The 20014-nt window shown below is 69.2% G+C and carries 15 protein-coding genes and 1 pseudogene; 10 read left to right on the forward strand and 6 right to left on the reverse strand.

Annotation, left to right across the window (positions count from 1 at the left end; translation table 11 throughout):
* Positions 1–27 precede the first annotated feature (27 nt).
* From OG953_RS39295 to OG953_RS39330, 8 genes are all read left to right on the forward strand, one after another.
* A complete protein-coding gene (locus tag OG953_RS39295) occupies positions 28–1542 on the forward strand; it encodes an MFS transporter (protein WP_405690498.1) in 1515 nt (504 codons plus the stop codon).
* 11 nt (positions 1543–1553) lie between these two features.
* The gene (locus tag OG953_RS39300; protein WP_405690500.1) at positions 1554–2585 is read left to right on the forward strand and encodes a glutathione S-transferase family protein; all 1032 of its coding nucleotides are present in this window, start codon (positions 1554–1556) and stop codon (positions 2583–2585) included.
* Positions 2586–2700: 115 nt separating this feature from the next.
* A complete protein-coding gene (locus tag OG953_RS39305) occupies positions 2701–4923 on the forward strand; it encodes an NADP-dependent isocitrate dehydrogenase (protein WP_405690502.1) in 2223 nt (740 codons plus the stop codon).
* 213 nt (positions 4924–5136) lie between these two features.
* Positions 5137–5874 carry a glucose 1-dehydrogenase gene (locus OG953_RS39310; protein WP_405690504.1) on the forward strand — a complete coding sequence of 246 codons (738 nt, stop codon included), beginning with the start codon at positions 5137–5139 and terminating at the stop codon, positions 5872–5874.
* Between the two features lie 357 nt (positions 5875–6231).
* Positions 6232–7962, forward strand: coding sequence for a cytochrome c oxidase subunit I (gene ctaD, locus OG953_RS39315; RefSeq protein WP_405690506.1), 1731 nt, complete (start codon positions 6232–6234; stop codon positions 7960–7962).
* 29 nt (positions 7963–7991) lie between these two features.
* On the forward strand, positions 7992–8333 hold the full coding sequence (locus OG953_RS39320) for a hypothetical protein (RefSeq protein WP_405692331.1): 342 nt from the start codon (positions 7992–7994) through the stop codon (positions 8331–8333).
* 112 nt (positions 8334–8445) lie between these two features.
* The gene (locus OG953_RS39325; protein WP_405690508.1) at positions 8446–9807 is read left to right on the forward strand and encodes an NAD(P)/FAD-dependent oxidoreductase; all 1362 of its coding nucleotides are present in this window, start codon (positions 8446–8448) and stop codon (positions 9805–9807) included.
* A 133-nt stretch (positions 9808–9940) separates the two neighbouring features.
* Positions 9941–10285: a VOC family protein gene (locus OG953_RS39330; protein WP_405690511.1), complete on the forward strand. Its 345-nt coding sequence runs from the start codon at positions 9941–9943 to the stop codon at positions 10283–10285.
* Between the two features lie 21 nt (positions 10286–10306).
* On the opposite strand, the gene OG953_RS39335 is transcribed toward OG953_RS39330, so the two are convergent.
* The 3 genes from OG953_RS39335 to rho form a co-directional block, all read right to left on the reverse strand.
* Positions 10307–10543, reverse strand: a complete 237-nt coding sequence (locus OG953_RS39335) for a hypothetical protein (RefSeq protein ID WP_405690513.1) — start codon at positions 10541–10543, stop codon at positions 10307–10309.
* A 146-nt stretch (positions 10544–10689) separates the two neighbouring features.
* Complete coding sequence (locus OG953_RS39340; RefSeq protein ID WP_405690515.1) at positions 10690–11688, reverse strand: aldo/keto reductase family protein; 999 nt, start codon at positions 11686–11688, stop codon at positions 10690–10692.
* Positions 11689–11773: 85 nt separating this feature from the next.
* Complete coding sequence (gene rho / locus OG953_RS39345; RefSeq protein ID WP_405690516.1) at positions 11774–12913, reverse strand: transcription termination factor Rho; 1140 nt, start codon at positions 12911–12913, stop codon at positions 11774–11776.
* Positions 12914–13288: 375 nt separating this feature from the next.
* Here rho and OG953_RS39350 point away from each other — a divergent pair.
* Positions 13289–14171 (forward strand): annotated as a pseudogene (locus OG953_RS39350) (GNAT family N-acetyltransferase).
* 66 nt (positions 14172–14237) lie between these two features.
* On the opposite strand, the gene meaB reads toward OG953_RS39350, so the two are convergent.
* Genes meaB through mutA form a run of 3 tightly spaced genes read right to left on the reverse strand, consistent with a single transcriptional unit; the run spans position 14238 to position 19336 of the window.
* Positions 14238–15257 (reverse strand): methylmalonyl Co-A mutase-associated GTPase MeaB, encoded by a 1020-nt coding sequence (gene meaB / locus OG953_RS39355; RefSeq protein WP_405690518.1) that lies wholly within the window; start codon positions 15255–15257, stop codon positions 14238–14240.
* A gap of 12 nt (positions 15258–15269) precedes the next feature.
* The gene (gene scpA, locus OG953_RS39360) at positions 15270–17471 is read right to left on the reverse strand and encodes a methylmalonyl-CoA mutase (RefSeq protein ID WP_405690521.1); all 2202 of its coding nucleotides are present in this window, start codon (positions 17469–17471) and stop codon (positions 15270–15272) included.
* Positions 17471–19336 carry a methylmalonyl-CoA mutase small subunit gene (mutA, locus tag OG953_RS39365; protein ID WP_405690523.1) on the reverse strand — a complete coding sequence of 622 codons (1866 nt, stop codon included), beginning with the start codon at positions 19334–19336 and terminating at the stop codon, positions 17471–17473. The genes scpA and mutA overlap by 1 nt, the downstream gene beginning before the upstream one ends.
* A gap of 183 nt (positions 19337–19519) precedes the next feature.
* On the opposite strand from mutA, the gene OG953_RS39370 reads away from it, so the two are divergent.
* Positions 19520–19732: a DUF6325 family protein gene (locus OG953_RS39370; RefSeq protein ID WP_405690525.1), complete on the forward strand. Its 213-nt coding sequence runs from the start codon at positions 19520–19522 to the stop codon at positions 19730–19732.
* The last annotated feature ends 282 nt before the right edge of the window (positions 19733–20014 follow it).

The following is a 20014-nucleotide window of genomic DNA, read 5'->3' on the forward strand; positions in this document are numbered from 1 at the left end:
GGGGCCCATGGTCCTAGGGTGCGAGCCATGGCAGAGAGTGCAGCTCACTGGGGTGTTGCGGGGTGGGATGCTCACTCTGCCCCCGGCTCCGGAACCCCCGACCCACGCCGCTGGCGGGCGCTCGCGGTGTGTCTGATCGCGGGGTTCATGACCCTGCTCGACGTATCCATCGTCAATGTCGCCCTGCCGTCGATCCGGGAAGGGCTCCACACCCCGGAGTCCGACCTGCAATGGGTCCTCTCCGGCTACTCGCTCGCCTTCGGCCTGTTCCTGATCCCCGCGGGACGGCTCGGTGACGCGCGGGGACGCCGCGTGGTGTTCATGGCCGGGCTCGCCCTGTTCACCCTGGCATCAGCGGCCTGCGGAGCCGCTCAGTCCAGCCTCTGGCTGGTGGTCGCCCGTCTGGTACAGGGCCTCGCCGGAGGCATGATCTCGCCACAGATCTCCGCCTTGATCCAGCAGATGTTCTCCGGCCAGGAGCGCGGCCGGGCCTTCGGCATGTTCGGCACCGTGGTCGCCATCTCCACCGCTGTCGGCCCGCTCTCCGGTGGCCTGCTGATCCAGGCGGCCGGGGCCGAGGAGGGCTGGCGCTGGGTGTTCTACGTCAATCTGCCGCTCGGCGCCGTCTGTCTTCTGCTTGCCCGGCGCCTGCTCCCGGACACACCCTCGGCCGGCCGGGTGCGCCTGCGTGACCTCGACCCCCTCGGCGTGCTGCTGCTCGGCACGGGTGTACTGGCTCTGCTGCTGCCCTTCGTGCAGTCGCAGCAGTGGCCCGGAAACCGGAAGTGGCTGCTGATCGCGGTGGCCGTGGCGCTGCTCGTCGTCTTTGTCGGCTGGGAATCCCGATGCGGCAGACGCGGCACGCAACCGGTCGTCGACCTGTCGCTCTTCCGGGTCCGCTCCTACTGGCTGGGCTGTCTGCTGAGCCTGATGTACTTCGCCGGATTCACCTCGATCTTCTTCATCACCACGCTCTACCTGCAGAGCGGACTGCACTACTCCGCCCTGCAGGCGGGACTCGCCATCACACCTTTCGCACTGGGCGCGGCCGTCGCGGCGAGCCCCGGCGGCCGAATGGTCGGCCGATTCGGGCGCCCCCTCGTCGTGACCGGTCTGACCACGGTGGCCGTGGGGCTGGCGGCCACCGCGCTCGCCGTGCATCTGGTGCCGGGGCGGGGCGCGGGGTGGGCGATGGTGGCCCCACTGCTCCTGGCCGGTCTGGGCAGCGGCCTGGTCATCGCCCCGAACCAGACACTGACCCTCTCCCAAGTACCGGTGGCCAGGGCGGGGAGCGCCGGCGGAACCCTCCAGACCGGCCAGCGCGTCGGGTCGGCGATCGGGATCGCCGCGGTCGGCTCGATGTTCTTCGCCCAACTGGGCGGCGACGGGTGGGCCACTGCGTACGACCGCGGGCTCGTCGTCGCGGTCGCCTTCGTCCTGGCCGCTCTGCTCATCGGGCTGGCAGATGTGCGCGGGGAGCGCCGCAGCAGGAGTCGTGCACACCGGTCCGTCCGCAGTCCGTCCGTGGGGAGAACGCCATGAAGGAGAGCGAGATGAGCGCGACCACCAGCGCAGGGACCGATAGCAACGCGGCGTACGGGCACAAGGCCTTCAAACGGTCCAGGAGCCATTTCGCCGACCGCATCACCGCCGACGGCCGGGACGGCTGGCCCGTCGAGGCCGGCCGCTACCGGCTGGTGGTCAGCCGCGCCTGCCCGTGGGCGAGCCGCGCACTCGTGTCCCGGCGGCTCCTCGGGCTGGAGAGCGCCCTCTCGCTGGCCGTCGCCGATCCGATCCAGGACGACCGCAGCTGGCGCTTCACCCTGGACGAGGGTGGCAGGGACCCGGTGCTCGGCATCAGCTACCTGAGCGAGGCGTACAACGCACGGGAGCGGGACTACCCCGGCGGGGTCAGCGTGCCCGCTGTCGTCGACGTGCCCAGCGGCAGGCTCGTCACCAACGACTTCCAGCAGATCACGCTGGACTTCGCGACCGAGTGGACCGCGCTGCACCGGCAGGGCGCCCCCGACCTGTATCCCGAGGCCCTGCGTGACGAGATCGACGAGGTCATGCAGGGCATCTACCGCGATGTCAACAACGGCGTGTACCGCGCGGGCTTCGCGGCGCAGCAGTCCGAATACGAGGCCGCCTACCAGGATGTGTTCGGCCGCCTGGACCTGGTGTCCGAGCGTCTCGCGGACCGGCGCTATCTCGTCGGCGAATCCCTCACCGAAGCCGACATCAGGCTGTTCACCACACTGGTGCGCTTCGACGCCGTCTACCACGGACACTTCAAGTGCAACCGTTCGAAGCTGGCAGAGGACCGCGTCCTGTGGGCGTACGCCAGCGACCTGTACCAGACCCCCGGTTTCGGCGACACGGTCGATTTCCACCACATCAAGCAGCACTACTACCGGGTCCACACGGGCATCAACCCCACCGGCATCGTGCCCGTCGGCCCCGATCTGTCGGGCTGGCTGACTCCGCACCACCGGGAGGAGCTGGGCGGACGCCCGTTCGGCGACGGCACCCCGCCCGGTCCGGTGCCGCCCGGGGAGGAAGTCCCGCCGTCGGGGCGTCCCTGATCCCGGCGCCCGTGGTGGCTCCTGCCGAAGCAGGGGGCGGGGCCCTGTCGAGTCGGCAGCGATCACGAGATATCTTGATGTCAAGCAATGTTGCAGACGTGGAGCGGAGCACAGGGTGACTGACTCGACCATCATCTATACACACACCGACGAGGCCCCGGCCCTGGCGACGTATTCGTTCTTGCCCGTGGTCCAGGCCTACGCCTCGACGGCCGGGGTCAATGTCGAGAGCCGTGACATCTCGCTGGCCGGGCGCATCATCGCCTGCTTCCCCGAGCGCCTCGAGGAGAGCCAGCGCATCGACGACGCGCTCGCCGAGCTCGGCGCGCTGGCCAAGACGCCCGAGGCCAATATCATCAAGCTGCCGAACATCTCGGCTTCGATCCCGCAGCTGAAGGCTGCCATCGCCGAGCTGCAGGCGCAGGGCTACGCGCTTCCGGACTACCCGGACGACCCGCAGACCGATGAGGACAAGGACGTCCGCGCGCGCTACGACAAGGTCAAGGGCAGCGCGGTGAACCCCGTGCTGCGCGAGGGCAACTCCGACCGCCGCGCCCCCGCCTCGGTCAAGAACTATGCCAAGGCGCACCCGCACCGGATGGGCGCCTGGTCGGCCGACTCGAAGACGAACGTCGCCACCATGGGCGTCGACGACTTCCGCTCCACCGAGAAGTCCACGGTCATCGCCGAGGCCGGTTCGCTGCGCATCGAGCTCGCGGGCGACGACGGCAGCACCACCGTTCTGCGTGAGTCGGTGCCGGTGCTCGCGGGCGAGGTCGTCGATGTGGCGGTCATGCGAGTCGCGGCCCTGCGCGAGTTCTTCACCGCGCAGGTCGCCCGCGCCAAGGCCGAGGGCGTGCTGTTCTCCGTCCACCTCAAGGCCACCATGATGAAGGTCTCCGACCCGATCATCTTCGGCCACGTGGTCCGCGCCTTCTTCCCGAACACTTTTGCCAAGTACGGCCAGGTGCTCGCCGCGGCCGGTCTCTCCCCGAACGACGGCCTCGGCGGCATCCTCAAGGGCCTGGACTCGGTGCCGCACGTGGGCGCCGAGATCAAGGCATCCTTCGAGGCCGAGCTCGCCGAAGGCCCCGCGCTGGCCATGGTCGACTCCGACAAGGGCATCACCAACCTGCACGTACCGAGCGACGTCATCGTCGACGCCTCCATGCCGGCCATGATCCGCACCTCCGGTCACATGTGGGGCCCGGACGGCAAGGAGGCCGACACCCTCGCGGTGCTCCCCGACAGCAGCTACGCGGGTGTCTACCAGGTCGTCATCGACGACTGCCGTGCCAATGGCGCCTTCGACCCGTCGACCATGGGCTCGGTTCCGAATGTCGGCCTGATGGCGCAGAAGGCCGAGGAGTACGGCAGCCACGACAAGACCTTCGAGATCCCCACCACCGGTACGGTGCGGGTCGTCGACGGCAGTGGCGATGTCGTGCTGGAGCAGGTCGTGGGCGCGGGCGACATCTTCCGCATGTGCCAGGCCAAGGACCTGCCGATCCAGGACTGGGTGAAGCTCGCCGTCACCCGCGCCCGCGCCACCGGCGTCCCGGCCGTGTTCTGGCTCGACGAGGACCGCGCCCACGACGCGCAGCTGATCGCCAAGGTCAAGACGTACCTCGCCGACCATGACACGGACGGCCTGCAGATCGAGATCATGTCGCCGGTGAAGGCGACCGCGTTCTCGCTGGAGCGCATCCGCCGCGGCGAGGACACCATCTCGGTCACGGGCAATGTGCTGCGTGACTACCTGACCGACCTGTTCCCGATCCTTGAACTGGGCACGAGCGCGAAGATGCTCTCCATCGTCCCGCTCATGAACGGCGGCGGACTGTTCGAGACCGGTGCCGGCGGCTCCGCGCCCAAGCACGTCCAGCAGCTCGTCAAGGAGAACTACCTCCGCTGGGACAGCCTGGGTGAGTTCTTCGCGCTCGCGGCCAGCTTCGAGCACCTGGCTACGACCACGGGCAACTCGCGTGCCCAGGTCCTCGCGGACACCCTCGACCGCGCGACCGGCACCTTCCTCAACGAGGACAAGTCGCCGAGCCGCAAGCTGGGTGGCATCGACAACCGTGGCAGCCACTTCTACCTGGCCCTCTACTGGGCCCAGGAGCTGGCGCAGCAGACCGACGACGCGCAGCTTGCGCAGGCGTTCGCCGGGCTCGCGAAGACGCTGGGAGAGCAGGAGCAGACCATCGTCGACGAGCTGATCGCGGTGCAGGGCTCGCCGGCCGACATCGGCGGCTACTACCAGCCCGACCCGGCCCAGGCCTCGGCTGTCATGCGCCCGTCGGCGACGTTCACGCAGGCCATCGCCGCCATCGGCTGACGAGACAGTCGCGGGAGGGGGCGCATCCCCGGCGCCCCCTCACCCCTCCCGCCCCGGCCGGCACCATGCCCGGCCGGGGCGGTTCCGTGTCCCGAGCCGGCACCGGAGGTGCTCGGCCGGCGCCGACGGTTCTCGGCGCAATCGCGTACAAGGAGCCGCGGTGCCGGTAGGTTCGAATGACCCGGATCAACTGCTCCTGGAGGGGGAGAGACCGTGTTGACAGGCAGGAACGCTGTGGTCACCGGAGGGGCGCGGGGCATCGGCCGCGCGATCGTCGAGCGCCTGTGCCGAGACGGGGCCCATGTGGTCTTCAACTACGCCACCAGCGACGACGCGGCCGAAGAGGTCGTCCGCACGGTGCAGGACAACGGCGGCAGGGCCTGGGCCATCCGGCTCGATCTCGTGGACCCGGACGCGCCGGAGCAGCTGATGGAGGCCGCCGAGGCACAGCTGGGCGGCCTGGACATCCTGGTGAACAACGCCGCACTGTGCCTCGCCCCGTCCCTCATCACGGACACCGACCCGGCGGTGTTCGACAAGGTGATGACGGTCAATACCAGAGCGGTCTTCATGACGATCCGCCATGCGGCCCGGCGGATGCGCGACGGCGGCCGCATCGTGAACATCTCCACGGCGAACACCGTGCGGCCGGGCCCAGGCATCTCTGCGTACGCCGCCAGCAAGGGTGCGGTCGAGCAACTCACCACCATTGCCGCCCACGAACTCGGAGCGCGTGGGATCACGGTCAACACCGTCTCGCCCGGCGCGACCGACACCGATCTGCTGCGCGGAACCAATCAGCCGCAGGCGCTCGAGGCAGTCGCCGGCATGACCCCCCTCGGCCGATTGGGCGAACCAGCCGATGTGGCCGATGCGGTTGCCTTCCTGGCCGGCCACGACGGTCGGTGGATCACGGGCCAGAACGTGCGCGCGACGGGCGGGCTGGCCTGAGCGACCGCCGGGTCGCCCGGGGCCGGTCATCGAACCGGGCGTTCACCGGATTCCGCGGTAACAGCGTTGGACGGTGCGGGAGTTCGGTCTGCTCCGAGACGTTCATCACCGATGCGGAAGTCCGCACAGGCATCGGCCGTGTGCGAGCGGGCTGAGGCCCGGACCCCAGGACGCCCTGACGAGTGAAAGTCACGCGACGGTGGGCGCAGGGCCGCACATAGCGGCCCCACGGCTGATTTGCTGCACCTGGAATCTGGCGTGACGCGCGCGGGATCGGCTTGGCGGCCGGCCCGGTGGAGGCGGCGCCCCTGCCGGGTGCTCAGTCCACTTGCGAATGACAATCGAAGGAGCGTCCCAGTGACGACGACGGGCACAACAGGGGCAGCCGAGGAAGAGGAGGCGTACGCGAACGAGCTTCCGGTCCGGGCCAAGGAACCGGGAAACGTCGTCGTCAAGTGGCTGACCACCACCGATCACAAGACGATCGGCACGCTGTACCTGCTCACATCGTTCGCCTTTTTCATCGTCGGAGGTGTGCTGGCCCTGGTCATGCGCGCCGAGCTGGCCCGTCCCGGCATCCAGATCCTTTCGAACGAGCAGTTCAACCAGGCGTTCACGATCCACGGCACGATCATGCTGCTGATGTTCGCGACGCCGCTCTTCGCCGGGTTCACGAACTGGATCATGCCGCTGCAGATCGGCGCCCCCGATGTGGCGTTCCCGCGGCTGAACATGTTCGCGTACTGGCTGTACCTCTTCGGCTCGATCATCGTGGTGGCCGGCTTCCTCACCCCGAGCGGCGCGGCCGACTTCGGCTGGTTCGCCTACTCCCCGCTGACCGACGCGGTCCGCTCGCCGGGCATCGGCAGCGACATGTGGATCATGGGTCTGGCCTTCTCCGGCTTCGGCACGATCCTCGGCTCGGTCAACTTCATCACCACGATCATCGGCATGCGCGCCCCCGGCATGACGATGTTCCGCATGCCGATCTTCGTCTGGAACGTCCTGCTGACCGGTGTGCTGGTCCTGCTGGCCTTCCCGGTCCTCGCGGCGGCCCTGCTCGTGCTGGAGGCGGACCGCAAGTTCGGTGCGCACGTCTTCGACGCGGCCAACGGCGGCGCACTGCTCTGGCAGCACCTCTTCTGGTTCTTCGGCCACCCGGAGGTGTACATCATCGCCCTGCCGTTCTTCGGGATCGTCAGTGAGATCATTCCGGTCTTCAGCCGAAAGCCGATCTTCGGCTACATCGGCCTGATCAGCGCGACGATCGCGATCGCAGGCCTCTCGGCGACCGTGTGGGCGCACCATATGTTCGTCACCGGCGGTGTGCTGTTGCCGTTCTTCTCGTTCGTGACCTTCCTCATCGCGGTACCGACCGGTGTGAAGTTCTTCAACTGGATCGGCACGATGTGGAAGGGATCGCTGTCCTTCGAGACACCGATGCTCTGGTCGATCGGCTTCTTGGTCACCTTCCTCTTCGGTGGTCTCACCGGCGTGATCCTGGCCTCGCCCCCGCTGGACTTCCACGTCTCGGACTCGTACTTCGTCGTCGCGCACTTCCATTACGTCGTCTTCGGCACCGTGGTCTTCGCGATGTTCGCCGGATTCCACTTCTGGTGGCCGAAGTTCACCGGAAAGATCCTGGACGAACGGCTCGGCAAGATCACCTTCTGGACGCTGTTCGTGGGCTTCCACGGCACGTTCCTGGTGCAGCACTGGCTGGGTGCCGAGGGCATGCCGCGCCGTTACGCGGACTACCTCGCCGCAGACGGCTTCACCGCGCTGAACACGATCTCGACGATCTCCTCGTTCCTGCTCGGCCTGTCGATGCTGCCGTTCCTCTACAACGTGTGGAAGACCGCTAAGTACGGCAAGAACGTCGGGGTCGACGACCCGTGGGGCTACGGCCGTTCGCTCGAGTGGGCGACCTCCTGCCCGCCGCCGCGGCACAACTTCTACACGCTGCCCCGGATCCGTTCCGAATCTCCGGCTTTCGACCTGCACCACCCCTCGGTGCGCTCCCTCGACGAAGGCCTCAACCGTCCTGACACCGGGACGACGTGGACCCCGGGGGACAGGCAGGCGTGAGCACGGCGGCCCCGGGAGAGGAGGAGCGAGTGGACCCCGACAAGGACAGTGCCCGCGGTCTGGCACAACTGGAGGGCTATCTGCTGTGGAACGCCGAGGTCGAGGAGGCGCGACGACAGGCCTGCCGCTTCACCGACGAGTTGCCCTGGCTCACCACGGCACAGCGCGAGGACGTGGAACGGGTTTATACCGCGGACCGCCTCGCCACGTCACGGGCCATGCTCTGCCGTATCTCCGCCCGCGCCACCGGACTGCGCGGCGAATACGAGGCGCGCTACCGCAGGCTCAAGGCACGCTGCGTGGCCGCCGGTGTTGTGCTCGTGGGTGCGGTCGGCGGCACCTGCACGGCCGTCACCCTACTGGCCCGCTGACCCGGTGGTGTCGTCCGTCCGCCGTCCCCAGCAGGCGAAGTCGGATGCGGCTCGTAAAGATGTGACCTGACGGGCGCGTGCGACGGGGCAGGCCCGAGGAGGGACGAACACTGTGGCACGACCCAGGATTCTCGTTGTCGGCGCCGGATTCGCCGGGGTGGAGTGCGTGCGCCGTCTGGAGCGCGGGCTGATCCCGGGCGAGGCTGAGATCGCGCTCGTCGCCCCGTTCTCGTACCAGCTCTACCTGCCCCTGCTGCCGCAGGTGGCGGCAGGTGTGCTCACCCCGCAGTCGGTCGCGGTGTCGCTGCGCCGCAGTCGCAAGCACCGCACCCGGATCATCCCGGGCGGGGCCATCGGAGTGGACCCCAAAGCGAAGATCTGCGTCATTCGCAAGATCACCGACGAGGTCGTCTACGAGCCCTACGACTACATCGTGCTCAGCCCCGGGAGCGTCACCCGTACCTTCGACATCCCCGGCCTGCTCGACAACGCCCGGGGTATGAAGACGCTGGCCGAGGCGGCGTACGTGCGTGACCACGTGATCGCTCAGCTCGATCTCGCGGACGCCAGCCACGACGAGAACGAGCGGACTTCGCGCCTGCAGTTCGTGGTGGTCGGCGGCGGATACGCGGGCACCGAGACGGCTGCCTGTCTGCAGCGCCTCACCACCAACGCGGTCAGGCACTACCCACGGCTCGACTCGAAGCTGATCAAGTGGCATCTCATCGACATCGCCCCGAAGCTGATGCCCGAACTGGGGGACAAGCTCGGCCGGAGCGCCCTGGAGGTGCTGCGTGCACGTGGCATCGAGGTGTCGCTCGGAGTCTCGGTCGCCGAGGCCGGGCGGGAGAAGGTGACCTTCACCGATGGTCGGGTGGTGCCCTGCCGCACACTGATCTGGACGGCGGGAGTCACCGCGAGTCCGCTGGTTGCCACATTCGACGCGGAGACCGTACGCGGTCGGCTGGCGGTGACGCCCGAGATGAGGCTGCCGGGCTTCGACGGTATCTTCGCGCTCGGCGACGCCGCGGCCGTACCGGACCTGAGCAAGGGCGACGGGGCGGTCTGCCCGCCCACCGCACAGCACGCCATGCGCCAGGGCCGCAGGCTCGCCGACAACCTCATTGCCACGCTGCGGCACCAGCCGTTGAAGCCGTATGTCCACAAGGATCTCGGTCTTGCCGTGGACCTCGGCGGCACGGACGCGGTCTCCAAGCCGATCGGCATCGAAATGCACGGAATCATCGCGCAGGCCGTCGCCCGTGGCTACCACTGGTCGGCTCTGCGGACCAATGTGGCCAAGGCGCGGGTGATGACCAACTGGATGCTCAACGCCATTGCGGGCGACGACTTCGTACGCACCGGCTTCCAGTCCCGGAACCCGGCCAAGCTGCGCGACTTCGAGTACACGGACTCCTACCTCACACCGGCGCAGGTCCGCGAGCACACCGCCTCGCTGCACACCGGCACCTGACCTCGTACAGCTCGGAAAAAGTTCCGCGTTCCGCTCGGAAAAGAATCCGCCTCGGCACCGGTCACATTTCCCGGCCGGTGCGGGACATACCTCCGACGGACAGAACGCCCGTCGAAGCGACGAGCAGTACGCCATGACCGCAGGAATCGAGACGATCATCTACCCCGTCAAGGACCTGGCCGGTGCCAAGGCCCGGTTCACGGGGCTGCTGGGCCTCGACCCCAGCATGGACGAGCCGTCTTACGTCGGCTACCGGGTGGCGGGACAGGACATCGGCCTGGATCCCCACGGCCACAGCAAGGGGATGACCGGCCCGGTCGGCCACTGGCATGTGGACGACATCGAGGGTGATGTGACGACGCTCCTCGATGCGGGTGCGCAGACGCTCCAGGAGATTCAGGACGTCGGCGGCGGCAAGCGGACCGCGATGGTGAAGGACGCGGACGGCAATGTGATCGGGCTCATCCAGCCGTCCTGACGCCCCGGTGCCCGGCCCCGCTCACGGCGGGGCCGGGGCCGCAGGCTGCCAGCCGTCGACGGTCGGGCCGCTGTGCTCGATCTGCAGGTCGAGCCGTCCGGCGAGCTGTCCGGTCGCGGCCGGGGTGCGCTCCACGACGGGCGCGATCTCGTCGAAGGGAACGGCGAACATGTCGTGCAGGACGAAGGCCGGCCGCTCGGCGGGAGAGAGCGTGTCCAGCACCACGAGCATGGCCTGGCCGACCGACTCGGCCAGCACCGCCTGCTGCGCCGGGTCGACTCCGGCCTCGTCCCCCGCGACCGCGCCGGGCAGATCGGCGTCCCCGCTTCGCCCCGGGCGTCCGAGGTGTGGGGCGGGGGCCGCTGATCCGGAGGCCCCCGCCCCACACGTGCGGGCCGGTCGAATCAGCTGTTGCTCTCGTGCCCGGCCGTCAGCCCGGGGTCCCGTTCCACCACCGGGTCCAGGATGTCGTCGATGCCCTTCAACAGCTCCGCGTCGAGTGTCACACCCGCCGCCCCGACGTTCTCCGTCACCTGCTCGGGCCGGGAGGCGCCGATGATCGCGGCGGAGACATTGGAGTTCTGCAGCACCCAGGCGACCGCGAGCTGGGCGAGACTCAGACCGGCCTGGTCGGCGAGCGGCCGCAGTCGCTGGACACGCTCCAGCACGTCGTCACGGAGCCAGCCGGCGACCATGCTCGCGCCGCCCTTGTCGTCCGTCGCCCGAGAGCCGGCCGGGAGCGGCGCACCGGGCTTGTACTTGCCCGTGAGGGCGCCCTGAGCGATCGGTGACCAGACGATCTGACCGATGCCCAACTCCTCGGAAGCGGGCACCACTTCGCCTTCGATGACCCTCCACAGCGCCGAGTACTGCGGCTGGTTGGAGATCAGCGGCACGTGCAGTTCGCGGGCCAGCCCATGTGCGGCGCGGAGCTGGTCGGCCGTCCATTCCGAAACACCGATGTAGAGGGCCTTGCCGGAGCGGACGACGTCGGCGAACGCCTCCATGGTCTCTTCCAGCGGGGTCGAGTGGTCGTAGCGGTGCGCCTGGTACAGGTCCACGTAATCCGTCTGCAGACGGCGCAGCGAGTTGTCGATGGACTCCATGATGTGCTTGCGGCCGAGCCCCCGGTCGTTGTGACCGGGACCGGTCGGGAAGTAGACCTTGGTGAACACCTCGAGTCCCTCGCGGCGCTCGTTCTTGAGCGCCCGGCCCAGGACGGCTTCGGCCCGCGTCTCGGCATAGACGTCCGCTGTGTCGAAGGTGGTGATCCCGGCGTCGAGGGCGGCGCGGATACAGGCGACCGCTGCGTCCTCCTCCACCTGGGAGCCGTGGGTGAGCCAATTTCCGTAAGCGATCTCACTGATGGTCAGACCGCTGCGGCCGAGTCGGCGGAATTCCATGTGCCTGCTCTCCCTGTGCTCGTGAGGGACGGATCATGCAAGGGCGGTCCATCCTATTGCGCCGTCCGGCGCGGCTCGGGCAGGCTCAGGTATCCGGGAGGGTTCGGTGGACCGTGCGGAGGAACGCCGCGTTGTCCGGAGTGTGCCGGATCCGGTCCAGCAGTGTTTCGAGCGCCGTCTGCGGGTCCCGGGAGTGCAGCGCGCGGCGCAGTCCGCGTACCACCCGCAACTCGGCGTCCGGAACGAGGAGTTCATCGCGCCGGGTGCCGGACGCCTGGATGTTCACGGCCGGGTAGGTGCGCCTGTCCGCCAGCGTGCGGTCGAGCCGGAGTTCCATGTTGCCGGTGCTCTTCAGCTCTTCGAAGAAGTAGTCGTCGGCGCGGGAGCCGGTCTCCACCAGCGCGGTGGCCAGGATCGTGAGGGAGCCGCCCTCCTCGGTGAGTCGTGCGGCACCGAAGAGCCGTTTGGGGCCGAGCAGGGCAGCTGCATCGACGCCGCCGCTCAGGGTGCGTCCGCCCGCGGCTGACGTGTTGTTGTGGGCGCGGCACAACCTGGTGAGGGAGTCCAGCAGGATGACGACGTCCTGGCCCTGTTCGACCAGACGCTTGGCGCGTTCGACCGCGAGTTCGGCGAGCGCGATGTGCTCCTTCGCGGGCCGGTCGAACGTCGAGGCGAGCACCTCGCCCCGTACGGACCGGCGCATGTCCGTGACCTCCTCCGGGCGTTCGTCGAGCAGCACCACCATCAGATGGCACTCGGGGTGGTTGGCGGCGACGGCTGCCGCGACTTGCTGCAGCAGCACAGTTTTGCCGGTCCTGGGCGGCGCGACGACGAGTCCGCGCTGCCCCTTGGCGATCGGGGAGACCAGGTCGATGAGGCGCATGGCCGGACTGCCGGACGGTGTTTCCAGACGCAGTCGACGCCGGGGGTGGAGCGGGGTGAGATCGCGGAAGTGGGGCCGGCCGCGCAGCGCCTGCGACGAGCGACCGTTGACCCGTGCGACGCCGGACAGGGTGCGGGGCCGGTCGCAGGAGCCTTCGACGACATCGCCCTTGCGCAGGCCGTGGCGGCGGATCAGGGTGGCGGAGACCTGTACGTCGCCGGGGGAGGGGTGGCCGTCACGGACGCGCAGTGCGCCGTGCCCCTGGTGCGTGATGTCGAGGACACCGGCGGTCTCGGTGGGCAATTCCTGCTGATCGACGGGGTGTTCGAGGGTGCTGGTCATACGGGTGGTCCTTTCGCGGACATGGCGAATGAAGGGGCCCGGTCGGCATGGGGACGGAAGAGATCACGCCCCGGACGACGGGCAGGAAAGCCCGGACGGGGAAAGCCCGTACCGGACGGGAAGAAGGGGTGCGGGAAAGCTGGATCACCGGTCAGGAAAGGACGGGCGCAGCAGCTCTTCGAGAGTGAATCGGCACCGGCACCTCGAATCGAGGCGTACACATGTACCAACCGAACCCTACCACGGCGCGCGCACCGGGCCGGCAGCGACGGCTGCGATATCCGGTTGCCGCGGCGCTCGCGGAGTGATGTGGTTCTCCGGGCCGCACGCCCGCTCAACCGTCCTGACCGGCGCCCTCGGCGCGGAGGAGTCATCTTGTCGATACGCATCACCGCACTGACCGACCCGGACTGTGCCGGCGCGAGCCACCGGCTGGCGTGGCTGGCGTCCGACCCGGCGGGCAGCCCCCGTCGGCTCGGCGTTCCTGCGCGTCTTCACCCGTGAGGGCCAGGACCATCTCGCCGAACTGGAACTTCACGTCCACCCGGCGGAGCGCCGCATCGGCATCGGCTCACAGCTGCTGGACGCGGCCGTCGCAGCTGCCCGCGAGGAGGGCCGACGCAGCGTCATCACACAGGTCGAGGCCGGTTCCTCCGGCGATCATTTTCTGCGGGCCAAAGGGCTGCGCGAGGTCCTCACCCTGACGTACGCCCGCCTACCGCTGGCGAAGGCCGACACCGGAGCTCTCCGCGGGATCGTCGGACAGCCGCATCCGGGCTACCGGCTGCTGTCCTGGGACGGCACCGTCCCACACGATCTTGCGCCGGCGTTCACCGCATCGTGCCGCGCCATGGACGACATGCCCATGGACGACACCGACTACGGCACGGTCGTCTGGGACGTGGACCGGGTCCGGGCCGCCGCGGCTGCCGTCGCGGCACGCGGCGAGCTGCTCCACACCGTTGTCGCCGTCGACGAGTCCGACTCCACGATCGCGGGCTTCACCGAACTGGTCGTCCCGGGCGACGGAAAGGGCGACGGCCGGCACTACGGCACCGGAGTCCTCCCCGAACACCGGGGGCACGGCCTCGCACGGTGGATGAAGGCGCAGTCCATCCTGCAGGCCCGCGAACGCCACCCGGCCCTCGACGGGCTGCTGGCGGACACCGCGGACAGCAACACGTACATGCGGAGCGTCAACGACGCGCTCGGCTACGAGCCGACGCACAAGTCGGTCGAGTACCAGCTCGATCTCTAGGTCCTTCGTCGGACTGCCGTCGTCGCGCGAAGGGCGGCCGCGCGGCGTCCGGCCTCGCGTCGCCCGTCACTCCGCGGGGTCACCCTCCGCCGCCGCCGGGGCCGCGCCCCGGAACACCCCCAGGATCTGCTCGGCCGCCAGTGTGGCCGTCAACTCGCCTTCCCGTACTCGCTGTTCGAGCCCCGGAGTGAGCGCGCGCACCTCCGGATGGCCGCGCAGGCTCTCCAGCAGCTCGTCCCGCACCATCGTCCAGGTCCAGTCGACCTGCTGATCACGCCGCTTCGCGGCGAGCCGGCCGGTCGATTCGAACAGCGCACGGTGCTGCTCCAGCCGCTCCCACAGCGTGTCGAGACCGGTCGACTCCCGGGCGCTGCAGGTGAGGACCGGGGGCGTCCAGGCCGCGTCGACCGGGTGCATCAGCCGCAGTGCGCCCGCCAGTTCGCGCGCGGCCGCTCGTGCGTCGCGTTCGTGCGGGCCGTCCGCCTTGTTGACCGCGATGGCGTCCGCCAGCTCCAGGACGCCCTTCTTGATGCCCTGGAGCTGATCGCCGGTACGGGCCAGGGTCAGCAGCAGAAACGTGTCGACCATATTGGCCACCGCCGTCTCCGACTGGCCGACGCCGACCGTCTCCACCAGCACCACGTCGTACCCCGCGGCCTCCATCACCACGATGGACTCCCGGGTCGCCTTGGCCACCCCACCGAGCGTCCCGGCGGTCGGAGAAGGACGTACGAACGCCGCGGGGTCCACCGCGAGGTGCTCCATCCTGGTCTTGTCGCCCAGGATGGAGCCGCCGGTACGGCTGGAGGAGGGATCGACGGCCAGCACCGCGACCCGGTGACCGAGCCCGGTGAGCATCGTGCCGAGCGCGTCGATGAAGGTGGACTTCCCGACCCCCGGCACGCCGCTGATGCCGATGCGCCGGGCGTTCCCGGAGTGCGGCAGCAGCTCGCGCAGCAACTGCTGGGCCAGCGCCCTGTGATCGGGGCGGGTGGACTCGACGAGAGTGATCGCGCGCGCGATGTACGCCCGCTTCCCGTCGAGCACCCCCTTCACATAACTGTCGATGTCGATCTTCGGGGGCATCGGGTCAGCGGCTCACAGCTCGTGGCCGAGCGCGGCACCGAGCCGCGTCACCAGGTCGTACGCGGCATCCGGAATCACGGTGCCGGGCGGGAACACCGCCGTCGCCCCCGCCTCGTGCAATGCCTCGATGTCCTGCGGCGGAATCACCCCGCCCACCACGATCACGATGTCGTCGCGGCCCTCGGCGGCCAGCTCCTCGCGGAGCGCCGGTACGAGCGTGAGGTGCCCTGCGGCCAACGAGGAGACGCCCACGATGTGCACGTCCGCCTCCACCGCCTGCCGTGCCACCTCGGCCGGCGTCTGGAACAGCGGGCCGACGTCGACGTCGAAGCCCAGGTCGGCGAAGGCCGTCGAGATCACCTTCTGGCCGCGATCGTGGCCGTCCTGCCCCATCTTGGCGACCAGGATGCGCGGACGGCGCCCCTCGGCCTCCTCGAACTGGTCCACCAGCGCCCGGGTCCGGTCCACGGAAGGGGATTCACCTGCCTCGTTGCGGTACACACCGGAGATCGTACGGATCTGGCCCGCATGCCTCCCGTACACCTTCTCCAGGGCGTCCGAGATCTCGCCCACGGTCGCCATCGCGCGTGCCGCGTCGACGGCGAGTGCCAGCAGATTGCCTTCGAGACCGGGGCCGGGGGCCCGCTCGGCCGCCGCCGTCAGCGCCCGCAGCGCGGCCTGGCACGCCGACTCGTCGCGCTCCTCGCGCAGCCGGCGCAGCTTCTCGATCTGCTGGGTGCGCACCAAGGAGTTGTCGACCTTGAGCACATCGATCTGCTCGTCGGTCTCCACCCGGTACTTGTTGACCCCGATCACCGGCTGGCGCCCGGAGTCGATGCGCGCCTGGGTACGGGCCGCGGCCTCCTCGACCCTGAGCTTCGGGATGCCCGCGTCGATGGCCTGCGCCATGCCGCCGGCCGCCTCGACCTCCTGGATGTGCTGCCAGGCCCGGCGCGCCAGGTCGTACGTCAGCCGCTCCACGTACGCGCTGCCGCCCCACGGGTCGATGACCCGGCCGGTGCCCGACTCCTGCTGGAGCAGCAGCTGGGTGTTCCGGGCGATCCGCGCCGAGAAGTCCGTCGGCAGGGCGAGGGCCTCGTCGAGCGCGTTGGTGTGCAGCGACTGGGTGTGCCCCTGGGTGGCGGCCATCGCCTCCACGCAGGTCCGGGTGACGTTGTTGAACACGTCCTGCGCGGTCAGCGACCACCCCGACGTCTGCGAATGGGTGCGCAGGGACAGCGACTTGGAGTTCTTCGGCTCGAACTCCTTGACCAGCTTGGCCCAGAGCAGCCGGGCCGCCCGCAACTTCGCGATCTCCATGAAGAAGTTCATGCCGATCGCCCAGAAGAACGAAAGCCGCGGTGCGAACGCGTCCACGTCAAGACCGGCGTCCCGCCCGGCCCGCAGATACTCCACCCCGTCCGCGAGGGTGTACGCCAGCTCCAGATCGGCCGTCGCACCCGCCTCCTGGATGTGATAGCCGGAGATCGAGATCGAGTTGTAGCGCGGCATCTTCTGCGAGGTGTACGCGAAGATGTCGGAGATGATCCGCATCGAGGGCTTCGGCGGATAGATGTAGGTGTTGCGGACCATGAACTCTTTCAGAATGTCGTTCTGAATGGTCCCGGCCAGCTTCTCGGGCCCGACGCCCTGCTCCTCGGCAGCCACGATGTACAGCGCGAGAACGGGGAGCACCGCGCCGTTCATCGTCATCGACACCGACATCTTGTCCAGCGGGATGCCGTCGAAGAGCTGACGCATGTCGTAGATCGAGTCGATCGCCACGCCCGCCATGCCGACGTCGCCGGTCACCCGCGGGTGGTCGCTGTCGTAGCCGCGGTGGGTCGGTAGGTCGAAGGCGACGGAGAGGCCCTTCTGCCCGGCCGCGAGGTTGCGGCGGTAGAAGGCGTTGGACTCCTGGGCGGTGGAGAACCCGGCGTACTGCCGGATCGTCCAGGGCTGGTTGACGTACATCGTCGGATACGGGCCCCGAAGATACGGGGCCATGCCCGGATATGTACCGAGGAAGTCGAGCCCCTCCAGATCGCGCCCGGTGTACAGCGGCTTGACCGTGATGCCTTCCGGGGTCTCCCACAGCAGATCATCGTCGGAACTGCCGGAGGACTCCTTCACCGAGGCACGCCACTGGTCCTCGGACACCTCGGCGGCGCCGCCCGGTCCGAGTTCGATGTCGGAGAAGTCAGGGATACGCATTACGCCACACCCATACGGTCGAGAAGGGAAGAGAGCACGGCCACCACATCGGAGCCCGCGAAGACGTACTCGTCGACACCGGTGTACTCGCCGGGTCGGCCCGCGAGGAACACCCGCTGGGCACCGGCCGAACCCAGTGCCTCGGCGACCGCCCCGGCCTGATCGGCGTAGAGCGTGTCGCTGGAGCAGAGGCACGCCACGGTGGCTCCGCCGGCCCTGAACGCGTCGGCGGCCGTCGTCGCGTCCACCGAGACCGGGTCGTGGACCGGTTCGATCCCGCCCGCCTGGAACAGGTTCGAGGCGAACGACGCCCGCGCGGTGTGGGCCGCGGCCGGTCCGAGCGCGGCGAGGAACACCCGCGGCCGTTGCCCGGTCGCCGCGAGATGAGCGTCCGACCGGGCGCGCAGCACCTCGAACGCCTCGTCACGACGGACCCTGGGCAGACCGCCCGATCCCGTGGCGGACACCTCGGCGGGGGCCACCTCGCGCTCCACCGGGCGCTCCGCCAGCTGCGGGAACTCACTGACCCCGGTGACCGGCTCCTTGCGTCGCGCCAGATCCTTGCTGCGCGCCGCCCAGGTGGCCGCGAGACGCTCGCCGATCATTCCCGAGCGCAGAGCGGCCTCCTGGCCGCCCGACCGCTCGATCTCCTGGAAGAACGCCCAGGCGGCGTCGGCGAGTTCGGTGGTGAGCCGCTCCACGTACCAGGAACCGCCCGCCGGGTCGATCACCCGGGCCAGATGCGACTCCTCCAGCAGGATCGTCGACGTATTACGGGCGATACGCCGGGCGAACGCGTCCGGCAGACCCAGGGCGTGATCGAACGGCAGCACGGTGACGGAGTCGGCCCCGCCTACCCCCGCGCCCAGACATGCCAGCGTCGTCCGCAGCATGTTCACCCAGGGATCGCGCCGCGTCATCATCACCGAGGACGTCACCGCGTGCTGGCGCTGCGCCCCGGCGTCGGCGGCCCCGCACACCTCGGCCACCCGGGCCCACAGCCGCCGAGCGGCCCGCAGCTTGGCGATGGTCAGGAACTGATCGGCCGTCGCCGCGTATCGGAACTCCAGCTGCGCGCAGGCCTCTTCGACACAGAGCCCGGCCTCCGTCAGTGCCCGCAGATACGCGACACCTGTCGCCAGCGAAGCGCCCAGCTCCTCGGCGGCCGAGCCGCCGGCCTCGTGGTACGGCAGAGCGTCGACGGTCAGGGCCCGCAGTCCGGGATACTCCTGCGCGCACCGCTGTGCCCAGTGGACCGCCGCCGTCAGGCCGGGTTCTGCGCCGCTGCGGGCGGCCTGCCCGAGCGGGTCGGCGCCGAGGTTGCCGCGCGCGGTCTGCGCACCGACGCCCCGCTCCGCGTAGAGCCGCAGCAACTCCCTCGCCGCAGCGTCGAATTCGCTTCCGGCGTCCAGCACCACGGGAGCCAGATCGAGATATACGCCGTCCAGCGCCCCCGCCAGAGCGGACACCGGAACGCCGCCGGTACCGCCCACGGTCAGCCACAGCGAGGTGACACCGTTCTCCAGATCGGCGAGCACCGCCTCGTTGAGACGCGCAGGATCCGACAGGGTGTGCCGCTGCCGTACGTCCCAGCCGCCCGCCGCGTTGCCCTCGGCCCTGCCGCCGCGGGTGAAGGGGGCGAAGCCCGGATATCCGGCATCGGGCGCGCTGTCGCGCGAGGTGTAGAGGGGGCGGGTGATGAGCCCGTCCTCCACCGTGGTGGACAGCGCTTCCTCGGCGGCCGAACCCGCAACTTCCTTGCCCGATTTGCGTAGCACCCCTTCGACAAGGCTTTGCCACTGCTCATGGGCGGAGTGAGGGAATTCGGCAGCCAACGAAAGCCCGTCGGCAGGCAGGACCGTCATGCCCAGATGCTAGGTCAGGTCTCAGAGGAGCAGCAGGGGCTCCGTCTGTGACCTTGCCCTCTCCGAACGCACTTGATCCTTCACGCACCGTCGCGTAACCGGGTCCTGGCGAGGGGACGGCCGTCTGGACCAGCGTGAAGGAAACCGGTTCACGGGCGCCATCGCACCGGCACCGGCCGAGGCGTGATCACCGGCCTGCTGAACAGTGAAGACATCCGAGCACTGGGGGAGCAGGTGTCGCCGGGCAGCTCTGCGGCGCTGATCGTGTGGGAAGACCTGTGGGCAGTGCCGCTCACGGCGGCCGTCCGCGCCTCGGGCGGTCAGGTGGCCGCCCATGAACGCATCCCCGCGGACCTGGCGGAGGCGGCCATGTCCGCCGTCGATTCCGCCGGCTGACCTCACCCCGCTTGATCCGGTCGTACCGCGGCGGGGAATCGGGCGGTCGGAAAATCAAGAGTTGTCGGCCCCGCCCGCGCTCCGACAACTGTTCCCTGTCGAGCGAGTTACCGCGGAAGCGTGGCTCATTAATTGTGCTGTGCCCCTGACCTGGAGGGGGCGGTTGCGATTTTCCTTTATCTCCTTCGGTTTCGTCGATCGGTGCTCCTCCGGCGTTTTACTTTGTCGATCTCCCGACCGCGTGCGACGTTTGATCCGGCCAGGTCGAATCAATTCGGATAC

This window comes from Streptomyces sp. NBC_00057 (genome assembly GCF_045041165.1).
GTDB lineage: Bacteria > Actinomycetota > Actinomycetes > Streptomycetales > Streptomycetaceae > Streptomyces.

Coding starts and splice junctions, on each gene's coding strand:
- OG953_RS39295 (WP_405690498.1), top strand. CDS start 28: ATGGCAGAGAGTGCAGCTCACTGGGGTGTTGCGGGGTGGGATGCTCAC.
- OG953_RS39300 (WP_405690500.1), top strand. CDS start 1,554: ATGAGCGCGACCACCAGCGCAGGGACCGATAGCAACGCGGCGTACGGG.
- OG953_RS39330 (WP_405690511.1), top strand. CDS start 9,941: ATGACCGCAGGAATCGAGACGATCATCTACCCCGTCAAGGACCTGGCC.
- OG953_RS39340 (WP_405690515.1), bottom strand. CDS start 11,688: ATGGAATTCCGCCGACTCGGCCGCAGCGGTCTGACCATCAGTGAGATC.
- rho (WP_405690516.1), bottom strand. CDS start 12,913: ATGACCAGCACCCTCGAACACCCCGTCGATCAGCAGGAATTGCCCACC.
- meaB (WP_405690518.1), bottom strand. CDS start 15,257: ATGCCCCCGAAGATCGACATCGACAGTTATGTGAAGGGGGTGCTCGAC.
- scpA (WP_405690521.1), bottom strand. CDS start 17,471: ATGCGTATCCCTGACTTCTCCGACATCGAACTCGGACCGGGCGGCGCC.
- mutA (WP_405690523.1), bottom strand. CDS start 19,336: ATGACGGTCCTGCCTGCCGACGGGCTTTCGTTGGCTGCCGAATTCCCT.